16 protein-coding genes are annotated in these 15679 nt (G+C 72.7%); 7 read left to right on the top strand and 9 right to left on the bottom strand.

All coding sequences use genetic code 11. From position 1 onward, the window contains the following. The first annotated feature begins 182 nt into the window (after positions 1 to 182). The 5 genes from ACFV6E_RS18440 to ACFV6E_RS18460 all read left to right on the top strand — a co-directional run bounded on the left by ACFV6E_RS18440 (position 183) and on the right by ACFV6E_RS18460 (position 4937). A complete protein-coding gene (locus ACFV6E_RS18440; RefSeq protein ID WP_385160213.1) occupies positions 183 to 1499 on the top strand; it encodes an extracellular solute-binding protein in 1317 nt (438 codons plus the stop codon). Positions 1500 to 1618: 119 nt separating this feature from the next. Next, on the top strand, positions 1619 to 2485 hold the full coding sequence (locus ACFV6E_RS18445; RefSeq protein ID WP_385160362.1) for a carbohydrate ABC transporter permease: 867 nt from the start codon (positions 1619 to 1621) through the stop codon (positions 2483 to 2485). Beyond that, the gene (locus ACFV6E_RS18450; protein WP_385160215.1) at positions 2482 to 3399 is read left to right on the top strand and encodes a carbohydrate ABC transporter permease; all 918 of its coding nucleotides are present in this window, start codon (positions 2482 to 2484) and stop codon (positions 3397 to 3399) included. Before ACFV6E_RS18445 ends, ACFV6E_RS18450 begins: the two co-directional genes overlap by 4 nt. Continuing rightward, a complete protein-coding gene (locus ACFV6E_RS18455; RefSeq protein ID WP_385160217.1) occupies positions 3396 to 4427 on the top strand; it encodes a LacI family DNA-binding transcriptional regulator in 1032 nt (343 codons plus the stop codon). The genes ACFV6E_RS18450 and ACFV6E_RS18455 overlap by 4 nt, the downstream gene beginning before the upstream one ends. Before the next feature lie 108 nt (positions 4428 to 4535). After that, on the top strand, positions 4536 to 4937 hold the full coding sequence (locus tag ACFV6E_RS18460) for a MarR family transcriptional regulator (protein ID WP_385160219.1): 402 nt from the start codon (positions 4536 to 4538) through the stop codon (positions 4935 to 4937). Positions 4938 to 5156: 219 nt separating this feature from the next. On the opposite strand, the gene ACFV6E_RS18465 is transcribed toward ACFV6E_RS18460, so the two are convergent. From ACFV6E_RS18465 to ACFV6E_RS18480, 4 genes are all read right to left on the bottom strand, one after another. Then, positions 5157 to 5588, bottom strand: a complete 432-nt coding sequence (locus ACFV6E_RS18465; protein ID WP_385160221.1) for an SseB family protein — start codon at positions 5586 to 5588, stop codon at positions 5157 to 5159. A gap of 145 nt (positions 5589 to 5733) precedes the next feature. Then, a complete protein-coding gene (locus tag ACFV6E_RS18470; protein WP_385462788.1) occupies positions 5734 to 6549 on the bottom strand; it encodes a hypothetical protein in 816 nt (271 codons plus the stop codon). Then, the gene (locus tag ACFV6E_RS18475; protein ID WP_385462791.1) at positions 6474 to 6740 is read right to left on the bottom strand and encodes a hypothetical protein; all 267 of its coding nucleotides are present in this window, start codon (positions 6738 to 6740) and stop codon (positions 6474 to 6476) included. Before ACFV6E_RS18475 ends, ACFV6E_RS18470 begins: the two co-directional genes overlap by 76 nt. A gap of 221 nt (positions 6741 to 6961) precedes the next feature. Next, entirely contained in the window at positions 6962 to 7312 is a 351-nt protein-coding gene (locus ACFV6E_RS18480) for a helix-turn-helix transcriptional regulator (RefSeq protein ID WP_385160227.1), read from the bottom strand. A 278-nt stretch (positions 7313 to 7590) separates the two neighbouring features. Between ACFV6E_RS18480 and ACFV6E_RS18485 the strand changes: the two genes are divergently transcribed. Next, on the top strand, positions 7591 to 8442 hold the full coding sequence (locus tag ACFV6E_RS18485) for an STAS domain-containing protein (protein ID WP_385462794.1): 852 nt from the start codon (positions 7591 to 7593) through the stop codon (positions 8440 to 8442). A 94-nt stretch (positions 8443 to 8536) separates the two neighbouring features. On the opposite strand, the gene ACFV6E_RS18490 is transcribed toward ACFV6E_RS18485, so the two are convergent. From ACFV6E_RS18490 to ACFV6E_RS18510, 5 genes are all read right to left on the bottom strand, one after another. Beyond that, positions 8537 to 8911, bottom strand: coding sequence for a DUF6479 family protein (locus ACFV6E_RS18490; protein ID WP_385160231.1), 375 nt, complete (start codon positions 8909 to 8911; stop codon positions 8537 to 8539). Between the two features lie 299 nt (positions 8912 to 9210). Then, positions 9211 to 10416 carry an aromatic acid exporter family protein gene (locus tag ACFV6E_RS18495; protein WP_385160233.1) on the bottom strand — a complete coding sequence of 402 codons (1206 nt, stop codon included), beginning with the start codon at positions 10414 to 10416 and terminating at the stop codon, positions 9211 to 9213. A gap of 22 nt (positions 10417 to 10438) precedes the next feature. Then, positions 10439 to 11347, bottom strand: a complete 909-nt coding sequence (locus ACFV6E_RS18500) for an SDR family oxidoreductase (RefSeq protein WP_385160235.1) — start codon at positions 11345 to 11347, stop codon at positions 10439 to 10441. 50 nt (positions 11348 to 11397) lie between these two features. Then, positions 11398 to 12423 (bottom strand): SDR family oxidoreductase, encoded by a 1026-nt coding sequence (locus ACFV6E_RS18505; RefSeq protein ID WP_385462797.1) that lies wholly within the window; start codon positions 12421 to 12423, stop codon positions 11398 to 11400. 147 nt (positions 12424 to 12570) lie between these two features. Next, the gene (locus ACFV6E_RS18510) at positions 12571 to 13584 is read right to left on the bottom strand and encodes a DNA topoisomerase IB (protein WP_385462799.1); all 1014 of its coding nucleotides are present in this window, start codon (positions 13582 to 13584) and stop codon (positions 12571 to 12573) included. A 769-nt stretch (positions 13585 to 14353) separates the two neighbouring features. Here ACFV6E_RS18510 and ACFV6E_RS18515 point away from each other — a divergent pair. Continuing rightward, positions 14354 to 15544 carry a zinc-dependent alcohol dehydrogenase gene (locus ACFV6E_RS18515; protein ID WP_385160241.1) on the top strand — a complete coding sequence of 397 codons (1191 nt, stop codon included), beginning with the start codon at positions 14354 to 14356 and terminating at the stop codon, positions 15542 to 15544. Positions 15545 to 15679 lie beyond the last annotated feature (135 nt).

Genomic DNA, 15679 nt, shown 5'->3' on the forward strand with positions numbered 1-15679 from the left:
GGAACGTGCACAGATATTCCCAGAGGTGGGAGGTCAACTTAGCCGGTCACTAACCTCAGTTGACAAGCGTGCGGGGTGTTTCTCTACTGTGAGCGCTCACAAACGCCCGGCGCTCAGCGCCTGAAGCGTGGCAGGTCGTCCGCAGCAGGCGGAGACCATGGTTGGTCAGGGGAGAACCACTCGTGCCATTTGCAAGATTCCGCCGCCTTGCGGCCAGTACGGTTGCCGTCGCACTCGGCACCACCGGTCTCGCGGCCTGCGGCTCGTCGGACGACACGGCCGAATCGGGTCCGGTGACGCTGACGTACTGGGCCTGGGCGCCGGGCACTGAGAAGGCCGTGGACCTGTGGAACAAGGGACCGGGCAAGGAAGCCCAGATCACGGTCAACTACAAGAAGCAGGTGGGCGGCGACCCCCTCATCACCAAGATCCTCACCGCGCACAAGGCGAAGAAGGCGCCCGACCTGGTGCAGGCCGAGTACCAGGCGCTGCCGACGCTGGTCAGCAATGACGCGGTCGCCGACATATCCAGCAAGGTGGACGGCGTCGACTCCGACTTCGCCGAGGGCGTCTGGCAGCAGACCACGCTGGGCACGGACGCGGTCTACGCGATCCCGCAGGACTCCGGGCCGATGATGTTCTTCTACCGCGAGGACATGTTCAAGAAGTACAAGCTGACCGTCCCGACGACCTGGGACGAGTTCGCCGAGACCGCCCGGACGCTGAAGGAGAAGGCGCCGGACAAGTACCTGACCACGTTCTCCGCCAACGACTCGGGGCTCTTCGCGGGCCTCTCGCAGCAGGCGGGCGCCCAGTGGTGGACCACCTCGGGCGACAAGTGGAAGGTCGCCATCGACGACGCCCCGACGCAGAAGGTCGCCGACTTCTGGGGCGGTCTCGTCAAGGAGGGCGCCATCGACAACCAGCCGATGTACAGCCCGGCCTGGAACAAGGCGCTCAACACCGGCGAGCAGATCGCCTGGGTGAGCGCGGTCTGGGCGCCGAGCGCCCTCGTCACCGCGGCCCCCGACACCAAGAACAAGTGGGCCATGGCGCCGCTCCCGCAGTGGTCGGCCTCCGACGGCATGCTCACCGGTAGCTGGGGCGGTTCCTCGACCGCCGTCACCACGGACTCCAAGCACCAGGACGCCGCGGTCAAGTTCATCAAGTGGCTGAACACGGACCCCGAGTCGCTCACCACGCTCGCCAAGGAGGGCGGCATCTACCCCGCCGCCACCACCGCGCAGACCAGTGAGGCGTTCCAGGAGCCGCCGGCCTTCTTCTCCAACCAGTCGGACTACTACCCGCAGGCCTCCAGGATCGCCGAGCAGACCGCTCCGTCGGCGTGGGGCCCGAACGTCAACGTGGCCTACTCGACGTTCAACGACGCCTTCGGCACCGCCGCGAAGAACAAGTCGGACTTCGGCGCCGCGTTGCAGAAGATGCAGGAGGCCACGGTCGCGGACCTGAAGAAGCAGGGCTTCGAGGTCGCGGAGTGACCACGTCACACCGGCGGGCGTACGGGGCCTCCAAGGCCCCGTACGCCCGCGCTTCGCACGCCCGCACCACGCACACCCGCGTCCCGGAACGGGGGCGCGGCGCGCCCTATCTCTTCCTCGTGCCCGCCGCGGTTCTCTTCCTCCTCTTCTTCGTCCTGCCCATCGGCTACACGGCGTGGCTCAGCCTCCACAAGGTCCAGGTCAGCGGCCTAGGCCTGGGGTCGGGGGCGCGGCACGAGGTGTGGGCGGGCCTGGAGAACTACACGGACGCGCTGCACGACTCCGAGCTGCTGCACGGCGCCCTGCGCGTGCTCGGTTACGGCGCCATCGTGGTACCGGTCATGCTGGGCCTCGCGCTGGTCTTCGCGCTGATGCTCGACTCCGACCGGGTCCGGTTCGCCCCCTTCACCCGGCTCGCGATCTTCCTGCCGTACGCCGTTCCCGGTGTCGTCGCCGCGCTGCTGTGGGGCTTCCTGTACCTGCCGGACGTCAGCCCCTTCTACTTCGTGCTCGACAAGCTCGGCATGCCGCAGCCGGACCTCCTGGACGGCGGCCCGCTGTACCTGGCCCTGTCCAACATCGCGGTCTGGGGCGGTACGGGCTTCAACATGATCGTCATCTACACCTCGCTGCGGTCCATCCCGGCCGAGGTGTACGAGGCGGCGAAGCTGGACGGTGCCACGCCGCTTCAGATCGCCCTGCGGATCAAGGTGCCGATGGTGACGCCCTCGCTGGTGCTCACCTTCTTCTTCTCGGTCATCGCCACGCTCCAGGTGTTCAGCGAGCCGACCACGCTCAAGCCCCTCACCAACTCCGTGCCCACGACCTGGAGCCCGCTGATGAAGGTGTACCAGGACGCCTTCGTCAAGGGTGACATCCATGCGGCGGCCGCCTCCGCGGTGCTGATCGCCGTCGTCACGCTGGTGCTGTCCTTCGGCTTCCTGCGTGTCGCGAACTCCCGTACCAAGCAAGGTGAAGCGCGATGAGTTCTCACGCCGTCCGCAAGCCGGCGACGGCCGCCGGCACCAGGCCCGGTACCAGGCCCGGCGCCAGGCGACGGGCGCCGCGGCGACGCCGGCCCGGTCTCGTTCCGACCGCCACCCTGCTGCTGGGGGCGCTGTACTGCCTGCTCCCCGTGGCCTGGGTGGCGATCGCGGCCACCAAGTCGGGCCGCGAGCTGTTCTCCACCTTCACGTTCTGGCCGGGCACCGGCTTCACCCAGAACGTGAAGGACCTCAACGCCTACCGCGACGGCGTCTACTGGAGGTGGATGGCCAACTCGGCCCTCTACGCGGGCCTCGGCGCCCTGCTCTCCACGGCCGTCTCCGCGCTGAGCGGCTACGCGCTCGCCGTCTACCGCTTCCGAGGCCGCGAGGCCGTCTTCAACGTCCTGCTCACCGGTGTGCTCGTGCCGCCGGTGATCCTGGCGATCCCGCAGTACCTGCTGCTGGCCAAGGCCGACCTCACGGATTCCTACGCCTCCGTGCTGCTGCCCCTGATCCTGTCCCCGTACGGCGTCTACCTCGCGCGGATCTACGCCGCGGCGGCGGTGCCCTCGGACGTGGTGGAGGCCGGGCGGGTGGACGGTGCGAGCGAGTGGCGGATCTTCACCCGGATCGCGCTGCCCATGATGATCCCCGGCCTGGTGACGGTCTTCCTGTTCCAGTTCGTGGCGGTGTGGAACAACTTCCTGCTGCCGTACATCATGCTCAGCGACGACGAGCGGTTCCCGGTCACCGTCGGTCTCTACACCCTCCTCTCGCAGGGCGCCACCGCCCCGGCGCTGTACAGCCTGGTGATCACCGGCGCGCTGCTCGCGGTCCTGCCGCTCATCGCCCTGTTCCTTCTCATCCAGCGGTTCTGGAGCCTCGACCTGCTCTCCGGGGCCGTGAAGTCGTGACCGGGCAGCCGACCGGGGGCAGGCGCAGGCCGCCGACGATCCACGACGTGGCGCGCGAGGCCGGAGTCTCGCGCGGCACCGTCTCCCGGGTCCTGAACGGCGGCCACTACGTCAGCCCGACGGCGCGGGAGGCGGTCGAGGCCGCCATCCGCAGGACGGGTTACGTGGTGAACCGGCACGCCCGCTCCCTGATCACCGGCCGCTCCGACTCCGTCGGCTTCCTTCTGACGGAGCCCCAGGAGCGGTTCTTCGAGGACCCCAACTTCAACGTCCTGCTGCGCGGCTGCACCCAGGCGCTGGCCGCGCACGACGTCCCCCTCTTACTGATGCTCGCGGGCACCAGGGACGAACGGCGCCGCCTGACGCGCTACATCACGGCGGGACACGTCGACGGGGTGCTGCTCGTCTCCAGCCACTCCGGCGACCCGGTGGCCGAGGAGCTGAAGGCGGCCGGGGTGCCGCTGGTCGCCTGCGGCAAGCCCATCGGCCTCGGCTCCAAGGTCAGTTACGTGGCCGCGGACGACCGCGACGGCGCCCGTGACATGGTGCGCCACCTGCTGTCGCTGGGCCGCCGCCGGATCGGTGTGGTGACCGGTCCGCTCGACACCCCGGGCGGTGTCGAGCGGCTCGCGGGCTACCGCGAGGTGCTCGCCGAGGCGGGTGTCGAGGCCGACGAACGGCTCGTCGTCGCCGGTGACTACAGCCGGGACAGCGGCGAGGCGGGCGCCGGGGCGCTGCTGGCGCGGGTCCCGGACATGGACGCGGTCTTCGTCGCCTCCGACCTGATGGCGCAGGGGGTCCTCACCGCGCTGCACCGGGCTGGCCGCCGGGTCCCCGAGGACGTGGCGGTCGGCGGGTTCGACGACTCCCCCGCCGCCGTGGCGGCCTCGCCCGCCCTCACCACGATCCGGCAGCCCTGGGACCGGATCAGCGCCGAGATGGTACGGGTGCTGCTCGCGCAGATCGGCGGCGACGACCCGGCCGCGGTGATCCTGCCCACGGAGCTGGTCCGCCGCCGGTCGGCCTGAGCCGGCCCCGGCTCCGGCCGCGCGTGGAGAAGCCTGCACTCAGCGGTTCGATGCGCCTGCACTAGTTGCATTCTCAACGAACACCGTGATGTCTGTTACCGTGCACACATGGCAGCCAAGAACGCCGGGACCGCCGCCGACCGGCTCGCGGAGCGGTGGCGGGACATCCTGTCGGTGCACGCCCGCACGATGTGCGAGATCGACCGCGCGCTGCATCCGTTCGGCCTCGGCGCCAGTGACTTCGAGGTGCTCGACATCCTCGTCACGGGGGCGGCCGCGCAGGCGGAGGAGCAGTGCCGCGTGCAGAACATCGCCGACCGGGTGCACCTGAGCCAGAGTGCTCTCTCCCGGCTGATCGGCCGGCTGGAGAAGGACGGCCTCGTGGAGCGCACCATCTGCCGGGAGGACCGGCGCGGGGTCTGGGTGGCCCTCACCGACAAGGGCCGCGATCTGCACGCCGAGGCGCTGCCGCGGCAGCGCGAGGCGCTGGCCCGGACGCTGGCCGCCTGAATCCGGCCCTTCGCCCCCGGTCGTCCGGATCCGCCCTCCGGCCGCCCTCTCCGAGGGCGCCTTCCCTCCTCGCCTCCCCGTTGCGTTTTCCGGACAGCAACCGCGTTCCGCGGTGTGCCCGGGGCGGGGTGGGCGCCTACCTTGGTCGCTCGCGGCTTGTGACAAGCCGTCAGCGGGGGCTGAGCGGAGTCGGCGCCGTTCAGCCCCCTGCCGCGCCGGTCAGCCCTGCGGGCGGGCCAGCAGGGTGCGTACGCCCTCCGAGGTGAGCGTCAGGCCGTGCGGCGAGCTGGCGTCGATCGTCAGGGAGAGCTCACCGGCCGGCCACTGCGAGGCCAGCGCGCCCAGCGGGACGAGGCGGTAGCGCGAGACGGAGGGCAGCAGCCCGGCCATCTCCAGCTCCGAGGTGAACACCGGCACCACCTGGTCCCCGCCCGGCGCGTCGAGCACGGGCAGCGCCACGGCCGTGGGGTCGACGGCGTCCTCCTCGGCGGCGTCGTCGGGCACGGGGACGAGCACCTCGCTGCCGGCCAGCGTGTCGAGCGCCGCCGTGTCCTCGGTGTCCCGGGCGAGCGTGTCCAGCGCCTCCTGCGCCGGAGTCGCCGGCACGGAGCCGTTCACGTGCGTGATGCGGTCGTTCGAAGGTGTCTCCATGACGAATTCCCCAGTAGTACGGACAGGCAGTCGGTCGGGAGCGGTCAACATCCGTCCCCGGCGCAACCCCCGTCGCGTACCCGAAGCGGGCCGGGGCATTCATCCCGGTCGGGGCCGGTCCTCGGCCCGGCGCCGAGGCGGGCGCTCAGGGCACCAGCGGGATGTCGTCCGAGGGCAGTCCGAGCCGGTCGCGGCCCACCCGCCGCTGGAGCGGCTCCGCCATACTCGGCCCGACGTGCGTCCAGTACGTGGCCGCGTCACGGAAGTAGCGCTGCGTCCGTTCGCCGTCGCGCGCGTGGCGGTAGCCCGTGGTGCGCAAGAGGATGCCCTGGAGCGCGTTCCAGGCCAGCCGCCCGGCCTCCAGGAAGACCAGGGCCAGGCGGTTGTCGACGGCGGTGGTGAACGGCGCCTCGCCAGAGACGTTGCGCCCGCACGCCTCCGTCCAGTCCTCGGCGGTGCGTTGCAGCGCGGCTTCCGCCAGGTGGACCGTGCCCAGCGCCTCGCCCAGGTGCCGCTGGTAGTCGTGCAGGTCGGCGCGGGTGTGCGCGGGATCGAGGACGAGCGGTCGCGCGGCGACGAGGCGGGCGTACTCGTCGGCCGCCGCGTACGCGGTGCCGATCATGATGGCGGCGAGTTCGCCGTGGAAGAAGGCGGCGGCGCGCCCGGCGTACATGGGGTTGCCGTGCAGCACGGATCCCGGTGAGCCGCCCTCCACCGGCAGGTCGAGCAGGCCGGCCTCCCGCACGACGTGGCCTTCGCCACCGGGCTCGGCGACGCCGACCGGCACCACGGTGGAAGCGGCTCTGAAGTCGCCGTCGGCGCCGAAGAGCTCGTCCTGGGCCTTCTCCTCGAAGAGCGTGGCGACCTGGAGGACGTGCGCGGCGGTCAGAGCGCCCAGCCGGTGGAGGGACAGCCGCGGGGGATCTCGGTGACGACGCGGTAGAAGGCGGGCAGTCCGCACTCGTATCCGCCGTACCCGCGGGGCTGGAGCATCCGGTAGAAGCCGGCCCGCAGGAAGTCGTCGTGGGTCGCCTGCGGACAGTGCGTCAGGCGCTCCGTCTCCGGCTGCCGTTCCGGCAGCGCGGGCCGCATCGACACGGCCCGCCCGACGAGTTCGCGTCCGGTCAGTCCGGGTTCGGGAGCGGCGATCACGGAGCCTCCTCCGGCGGGGCCGGTGCGCGGGCGTGGCCGGTACGTGGACAGGGCCGGTACGTGGACAGGGCCGGTACGTGGACAGGGCCGGTTCGCTGAGCCGGCCGGTCGACAGCCGTGGCTCATTCGATTCAACCCGCAACCGTCGCCCCTGTACCCACCCGATCAGCGCCAATCGCCGTACGCGGGGTGCGGCTCCGCTCGGCGTCGGCGAAGGCGCCCTAGGACCGGTGGTGCGCGTCCCGGTCCTGATCGTCGTGGTCGCCGTGTTCGCGGTCGTGCTGGGCGAGGAGGGACAGCAGGTCGCCCACCGTCAGTCCGGCGTCGGCGGGGTGCCGGAGTATGGTCCCCTCCTCGATGCGGTACTCGTTGGACCGCCCCTGGCGGGTGTGGGTGAGGTAGCCGTCCCGCTCCAGGTCCGCGATGATCTTCTGCACCGCGCGCTCGGTCAGCCGGCACCGCGCGGCGATGTCACGGATCCGCGTGGTGTGGTCCTCGGCGATCGCGGCCATGACGCGCGCGTGATTGGTGAGGAACGTCCACCCCGTGTGTGCCTCAGGTACTTCACCCATGCGCCCCAGCATATGACGTACCATTCAGGCATTCAAAAGGGCGAAACAAAGTTCGTGTATCTATTGACGTGTAACGGCACGGGGCCGACTCTGGGTGAGGCCGGAGTCCGGTGGATGCCTGGGGAGCGAATGCCATGTCGGAACACGCGCCCTCCGCTCGGTTCGGCGGAGGTGGCGGAAGTGGGCACGGGGCCCGGTCGCGGGCGGCGTGGCCGTCGGCCGGCCGTCGGCCCGGGTGGTTGCGGGCCGAGTCGCGTCGGGCGGGCGACCGTGTGCGGGTGACGGTGTCCGGTGACATCGACCTGGACGCGGAAGCGGCCCTCCAGCGGACGCTGGGCGAGGCGCTCACCCGGTCCGCCCGGGGTGTGGACGTCGATCTGAGCGGCGTCGGGTTCTGCGACTGCGCCGGGCTCAACGTGCTGCTGCGGATACGCCGGCGCGCGCTCACCGAGGGCAAGACGGTCACGGTCCCGTCCGCCGCGCCCGCGGTGGACCGGCTGCTGTCACTCACGGGGACGCGGTCGCTGTTCGGCGCCGCGACCCCCGACGCCGGGGCTGGCGGCGGCGCGGGTGACGGAGTCCCGGGCAACGGGGTCCTGAATCACAGCGGCCCGCACAACGGGGTCCCGGACGGCCGGATCCCGGACCAAGGCGGCCCGGACGACCCGGTCGCGGACGGCAGGGTCCCGGACCACGGCGGTCCGCACAACGGGGTCCCGGACGGCCGGATCCCGGACCAAGGCGGCCCGGACGACCGGGTCGCGGACGCCAGGGTCCCGGACCACGGCGGTCCGCGCCACGGGGTCCCGGACTACGGGGACCCGGACCACGGCGGACTGGACGGCGGGGTCCTCGACCACGACGGCCCGGACGGCTGGGTGCCGGACCACGACGGCCCGGCCCCGGATGACGACGGCCCGGACGACCACGAGGACGGGCCGGGCGGGGCAGGCGCAGGACCCGCCCACGGAAGGGCACCCGACACCAGCGGCCCGGCGGCGGGCGGCGGCGTGTGGGGCCGGCGCATCGTGCGCTTCCAGGCCGCCGCGGCCGCAGCGGGCCGGCCGCTCCGTTCCCTCGCGCTGCTGACGGAACGGGCGGGCGGCGGCTGGACGGCCGCACAGGGCTGAGCCCTCCGCGCCGTACGGCCACGGAGAGCCCAACGGGGCTGCTTGTCCGAACCCCAGTACCCGTCCAGTCCCCCGCCCCGCCCGCCCGGGACGGTCAGGTGCGGCCCGGACCGCCGCCGCCGAAGGAGCCGCTGGAACCGCGGTCCCAGCGCGGACGCCCGGCCGGCTGCTCGTCGGCGCGCTTGGTCGGCCACGGGTGGAGGTTGTTCGGCCTGAGCCGCTCGCTCTCGTCGCCTGCGACCGGGATCTCGTCCGGCTCCCGTGTCTCGAGCGTCTCGCCGATGGGACCGCCGTCGGGCAGCCTGGGCTGCTCGTCGGGGCGCGGCGGGGCCGGCTCGCGCCGGCGCACGTCGATGCCCATCCGGACCGCCCAGATCAGGGCGCCCGCGATGATGAGGCCGCAGACGAACGCGATCAGCACGGCCCACGCATGGTTCGAAACAGCCAGCTCATACTCTGTCGCCATCATGGCTGCCGGGTACCCCGCGATCAGCGGGTAACCCGTCGGCTTCAGCCACCTGGCCAGGACCGCGACGCGACACGGCGGTCCGCGTGCGCGCGGGGCCAACGGGCACGCGGGCGCGCGGACCCGGGAGCCCGAGACCGGCGGTCCGGCGGGCCCGCCGGACCGGCCCCCGCCCGCCCGCTCAGTGGCTCCCAGGCCGGCGCGCCGCCGGGCAGGCGGCATGGCAGGGAGCCCTGGCCACCCCGGCGCCCGGGGCCCGCTATCCCGTGGCTCCGCCGCCCGGCGCCCGCCCGCACCCCCGCTCAGCGGCTCGCGTGCTGCCGCGGCGCCCGGTCGGCGGAGGCTGCCGGGGCCGTGGCGGCCGTCGGGTCCGAGACGCGGAGCAGGGCGGTCAGGAGGCGGCGGGTGTCGGCCAGTACGGCTCCGGCCGTCGATGTCAAAGGGACGTCCCGGGCCGCGTACAGGGTGCGCAGGCGGCGGTGCGCGGCCGAGGCGCGGGCCAGGGCGCGCCTGCGTTCGCCCTGCTGTCCGTCCACCCCGCCCTCGCGCGCGTGGTCGGGGTCGCCGCACCGGCACACGTCGCCCGCCGCCCGCAGCACCGCGGACAGCGCGTCCGGCACCCCGGACGGCAGCACGGGCCGCCGGGCCGCATCGGCCAGGGTCCGCATCGTCGTCACGGTGTTCTCGGTGACCTGGTCCCAGGCGAACTCCCAGCCGGCCGGCGGCACGGCGGGCCCGCGGCGCATCCGGCGGCCGGGGTTCACCCGGTAGCTCTCGTCGGACCAGCGGCGCGTGTCGCGCAGATCGGCCACCACGTCGGTGAGCCTGCGCGCCTTCTCGTACCAGCCGTGCGCGTCGTCCTCGCCGTACCCCTCGCTCACCCCGTCGGCGGCCTCATACAGCAACTCGGCGCACCCGTCGGGGAGTTGGGCCCGCAGCCGGCCCACCCGGCGGCCGTGCACCGGGGGCAGCACCAGCGCGTTGACCGCGACGCCGATGCCCGCGCCGAGCAGCGTCTCCAGCAGCCGGTGCACGATGTCGTAGCCGGTGTAGGAGCCGTAGGCGAGGACGAACAGCGCGGCGGTCGGCGCGTAGAGCCCGTGGGTGCCGAGCCGGGCGTAGTTGCCCAGGAGCACCGTCAGCGGGAGGGCCAGCGCCATCGCGGCCATCGCGTTGTGGGTGAGCACCGCGGCCCCGGCGGCGATCAGTGTCCCGATCAGTACCACGACGAACTGCTGGAACGCCGAGAGCAGCGACCGGTAGACGGTGCTGTGCATCAGGAACAGGGCGGTCCACGGCGCCATCAGCGCCATGGGCGCGTCCCACCACCAGCCGGCCACCGCCCAGGCCAGCACCGCCGCCGCGGCCGCCTTGAGCGACTGCACCGCCGTGTCGCGTTCGGGCCCCGCGTCGGTGAACGCCCGCCGCACCGACCACCAGACCGCCCCGGCCTCCCAGGTCAGGGCGCGGACGACGGCCTGCCCGTCCGGTTTCCCCCACTGCTTCATTCGCCTCACTCGTCGCATCCGGTCAGGGCAGTGGCGTGCCGCCGGTGGCGTTCACGATCTCCGCGGTGATGTAACTCGACCGCGGGGAGGCCAGGAACACATAGGCGGGCGCCATCTCGGCGGGCTGCGCGGGCCGTCCCAGCGGTGCCTGCTTGCCGAACTCGGTGGTGTCCGGCAGCGTCGCCGGGATCAGCGGCGTCCAGACCGGGCCCGGCGCCACCGCGTTGACGCGGATGCCGTCGGAGGCGACCATCTGGGCCAGCCCCTGGGTGAAGGTGACGATCGCGCCCTTGGTCGTGGCGTAGTCGAGCAGGTGCGGGCTGGGCTTGTACGCCTGCACCGACGTGGTGTTGATGACCGAGCCGCCCGCGGGCATGTGCGGCAGCGTCAGCTTGCACAGCCAGAACATGCCGTACAGGTTCGTCCGGACCACCCGGTCGAACTGCTCGGTGGTGATGTCCGCGATGCCCCCGGACTGCGCCATCTGGTACGCGGCGTTGTTGACCAGGATGTCGACCCGGCCGAACTCGGCGACGGCGCGGTCCACCAGCCGGCGGCACTGCTCCTCCTCCCGGATGTCGCAGGGCACCGCGACGGCCTTGCGCCCGGCGTCCTCGACGAGGCGGGCGGTCTCGCGGGCCTCGTCCGCCTCGTCCGGCAGATGGGTGAAGACGACGTCCGCGCCCTCCCGGGCGAAGGCGAGCGCGACGGCCCGGCCGATGCCGGAGTCCCCGCCCGTCAGCAGCGCCTTGCGGTCGGCGAGCAGCCCGCTGCCCCGGTAGGACTCCTCGCCGTGGTCGGGCGGCGGGTCCATGGGCCCGGTCCAGCCGGGGTGCTGCTGGTCCTGCTGCGGGAACTCGGGGCGCGGGTGCTTCTCGACGGGGTTCTGAGACCCGCTGTCGACGGGGTTCCTGGGCCCGTTGCCGGTCATAAGTGTCCTTCCACTGCTTGCGACTACTCGGTACGTCGGTACGGGCGGGGTCAGCCCACCTTGTGTCCCTGGAGCGGGGCGGTCTCCAGGCCGGAGCCGCCGCGCACGCCCTCCAGGAACTCCTCCACCGCCTCCAGGGCGGTGTGCCGGGGCGCCCAGCCCAGCTCCGTGCGGGCCCGCGTGCAGTCCATCAGCGGCAGCCGCAGCACGGCGTCGAAGAGACCGGGCGACGCCGGGACGAGGTGCAGCGCCCAGGCCGCCGCGAGCCCGGAGCGCGCCACCGCGCTCGGCAGACGTACGGTCCTGGAGTGGAAGAGCTCGCCGAGCACCCCGGCGTCCAGCGGCGGGTCGGCGGCGATGTTGAAGGCGCCGCGCAGGTCGCGCAGCGCCGCCAGCCGGTACGCCTCCGCGGCGTCCTCCGTGTGCAGGGCCTGGAAGCGCAGTCCCGGGATGTCCGGCACGACCGGCAGCGACTCCGGCTTCAGCAGCGGGCCGGGCAGCATGCGTCCGCCGAAAATGCGCCGCTGTTCGCTGGCCGCCTCCTGCTTGAACAGGAACGCGGGCCGCATCCGTACCACGCGTGTCTCGGGGTGGTCCCTCTCGAAGGTGTCCAGGACCCGTTCCAGATACGCCTTCTCGCGGGTGTACGCCGCCTCGGGCCAGCCGTGCGTGGGCCACGACTCGTCCACGGTCCGGTCGTCCGGGCCCGGCGAGTAGGCGCCCACGGAGGAGGCGTGGATCAGGGCCGGGACGCCCGCCTCGGCGACGGCCTCGAAGACCCGGACGCTGCCCAGCACGTTGCTGCGCCAGGTGACGGCGGGGTTGCGGGCCGGCTGGAACCGCCAGGCCAGGTGGATCACGGCGTCCGCGCCGCGGAACGCCTCGACCGGGTCGACGTCCTCCGAGAGGTCCATCGCCTCCCACGAGACGCCGGGCGGCGACCAGTCCGGAATCCGGCGGGCGAGGCCGAGCACCGAGCCGACCTGCGGATCCTCGCTCAGGCGGCGCACCACGCTGGTGCCCACGTTGCCGGTGGCCCCGGTGACGACGATCTTCTTGCCGGGTGAGTCGGTCACGGCGCGAGTCCTCTCCTGTGCTGTTCCTGTGCTGTGCTGTTCCTGTGCTGTGCTGTGCCGGAAAATCCGGAAACCGGGTTCCCTGCGGCCCGTCCCCCACACCAAGATCCCGGTGCCGCCACATCAAGATCCCCGTGCCGCCCGGCCTCACGTCAGCAGGCGCAGCACGGCCTCCTCGACCGGTCCCTGGGTGGCGGGCTGCCCGAAGGCGGCCCCGTCGCCGAGCCGGTCGAGGTCGGGGGCGATGGTCCGGCCCTGCTCGAAGAGGTCCACCACGCGCGGGTTGATGTACGACGCCCGGCACACCGCCGGGGTGTTCCCGAGGTAGCCGCTGACCTCGCGCACCGCCCGGGCGATCGCGCGTTTGCGGGCGGCCTTGCTGTCCTCGGCGACCTCCCAGGACACGGCGAGGGCGACGGCGGCGAGCACGGTCGCGTGCCAGGTCCTGAAGTCCTTGGCGGTGACGTCGGTGCCCGTGTGGTCGCGCAGATAGGTGTTCAGGTCCTCGGCCCGTATGTCGTGCCAGGTGTCGCCGTCGCGGTAGACGAACAGCCGCGAGCCGCCGCCCTCCCGGCGCAGCAGCGAGCGCATCGCCCGGCAGACCGGCTCGTCGACCAGGGCGCGGGTCTGGGTCTTGGAGAACTTGGCGGGGTACGTGAAGCACACCTCGCCGTGCCGGCAGGCGGCGTGCTCCTTCAGCAGCGTGGTCAGTCCGTAGGTGCCGTTGTCGCGCCGGTAGGACTCGTTGCCGATCCGGAAGAAGCCGAGGTCGAGCAGGCGTACCGCGCAGGACAGCACCCGTTCGCGGCCGAGGCCGCGCGCCGCCAGGTTCTGCCGCATCTCGGCGCGCAGCTCGGGCAGGACGGCGGCGACCTGGAGCACGTGCTCGTGCTTGGCGGCCTCCTGCTGCTCGCGGAACGCGTGGTGGTAGAGGTACTGGCGGCGGCCCGCGGCGTCGGTGCCCACCGCCTGTATGTGGCCCTCGGGCCAGGGGCAGATCCAGACGTCCCGCCAGGCGGGCGGGATGACCAGGCGTTGCAGGCGCTCCCGCTCGGCGGCGTCGGTGATGGTGCGCCCGGCCGGGTCGAGGTAGCGGAAGCCCCGGCCGCACCGCTGCCGGCCCATGCCCGGGCCCTCCACGTCGCTCGTCCTCAGGCGCACGGCACCGGCCCCCGTTCCGCGGGGGACGTCCGCGCGGCGTGCGGGGCCGGCCGCCGTCGCGGGCCGGGACCGGGCCCGGCGGCCGTCTCCGTGCTGCCGCGCCCCGCCGGGCGTCCGCTGTTTCCACCCATGTCACACCGGGTCCCCGTCAACGCACTGTTGACTCACGGCACTTTCGTCACACCGGTACGCGCATGGAGCCGCGGAGCCGCGTCCGGCGAGCGGACGGCCGGAGAGACGCACGCTGCGTCTCTCCGGCCGTACTGTGTCCGGCGCCCTCGCGGGCTCCGGTACCGGTCAGTCCTCGCCCCTGACGATGTTCCAGTCGGGGCCCGCTTCGGTCTGCCGGGCTTCTGTGTCGGCCGTCGCCGGTACACAGGTGCGGATGGGGTGACGGGGCCGGCGGCGGGCCTCGGCCCATCCGCTCTCGGTCCGACGGGAGGAACTTGTCTCGTTTCTGACGTCCGCGGTCACGGCGCCTCATCTTCCTTCTGGTCTCCGGGTCCCGCTCCGGGACCGGTTCCGTTGCGGTGCTGCGGTCCTGTCATGTCTTGCCCGTTCGGTTCCGGGTCCCCCGTTGCGCCCTGGCGGAAACCCCGTTTTGTCCGCATCGGTGAACCCTGTGTGACCGACACCCGCCCCGCCCGGCGGCGGTCGCCGGAAAGCCGCTGACGTGCCGTCTCGGCACCCGGGTCCTGGGTACCCGGCGCCGCGTCGTTCCCGGACGCGGCTTCCGCGCCCGGCGTCACCGAGTGGAAGGAGCGCACCGATGAGGGCGGTCACCTGGCAGGGCAAGCGGAACGTGAGCGTGGACTCCGTACCGGACCCGGCGATCGAGCAGCCCACGGACGCTGTCATCCGCGTCACCTCGACCGGACTGTGCGGCTCCGACCTGCACCTGTACGAGATATTCACGCCGTTCATGACTCCGGGCGACATCCTGGGCCACGAACCCATGGGCATCGTGGAGGAGGTCGGGTCCGAGGTCACGGGGCTGCGGCCCGGGGACCGCGTGGTCGTGCCCTTCCAGATCGCCTGCGGCCACTGCTGGATGTGCGGCGCGGGCCTCCAGACCCAGTGCGAGACCACCCAGGTCACCGAGCAGGGCATGGGCGCGGCGCTCTTCGGCTACACCAAGCTGTACGGCGCGGTGCCCGGCGGCCAGGCCGAGTACCTGCGGGTGCCGCAGGCCCAGTACGGGCCGATCAAGGTGCCCGAGGGACCGGCCGACGACCGCTTCGTGTACCTGTCCGACGTGCTGCCGACGGCCTGGCAGGCGGTGGAGTACGCCGCCGTGCCGCCCGGCGGCTCGGTCGCCGTCCTGGGGCTCGGCCCGATCGGCGACATGGCGTGCCGGATCGCCCTGCACCGGGGGGCGGGACAGGTCTTCGGTGTCGACCTGGTGAGCACCCGGCTGCGCCGGGCGGACGCCCGCGGCGTCGAGACCTTCGACCTCTCGGACTTCGACAGCACCGACGACCTGGTGCAGGCGATCCGCGACCGCACCGGAGGGCGGGGGCCCGACAGCGTCATCGACGCCGTGGGCGCCGAGGCGCACGGCAGCCCCATGGGCCGGCTCGCCCAGCAGGCGGCGGGGCTGCTGCCGCGCGCACTGGGTTCCCGTCTCGCGGAGAAGGCGGGCACGGACCGGCTGGCCGCCCTCCAGACGGCCATCGCGCTGGTACGGCGCGGCGGCACGATCTCGCTCAGCGGCGTCTACGGCGGGGCGGCCGACCCGCTGCCGATGCTGACCATGTTCGACAAGCAGATCCAGTTCCGGATGGGGCAGGCCAACGTCCGCCGCTGGGTGGACGACATCCTGCCGCTGCTGACCGACGAGGACCCGCTCGGCGTGGACACCTTCGCCACCCACCATGTGCCGCTGGAGGAGGCCCCGCACGCGTACGAGATCTTCCAGCACAAGGAGGACGACGCGGTGAAGATCCTCATGCGCCCCTGACCCGCGCCGCCCCGGCCGGACCGCCGCCTTTACGGACATTCGCATCTGCCACGCCTAAAGGCCCGGGCGTGCGGCCCCGGGTCCGCACCGGCCGGGTCGCGGCGCGCGGGCCGGACAACGAGCCCTCGTACCGGT

This window comes from Streptomyces sp. NPDC059785 (assembly GCF_042732375.1).
Taxonomy (GTDB): domain Bacteria; phylum Actinomycetota; class Actinomycetes; order Streptomycetales; family Streptomycetaceae; genus Streptomyces.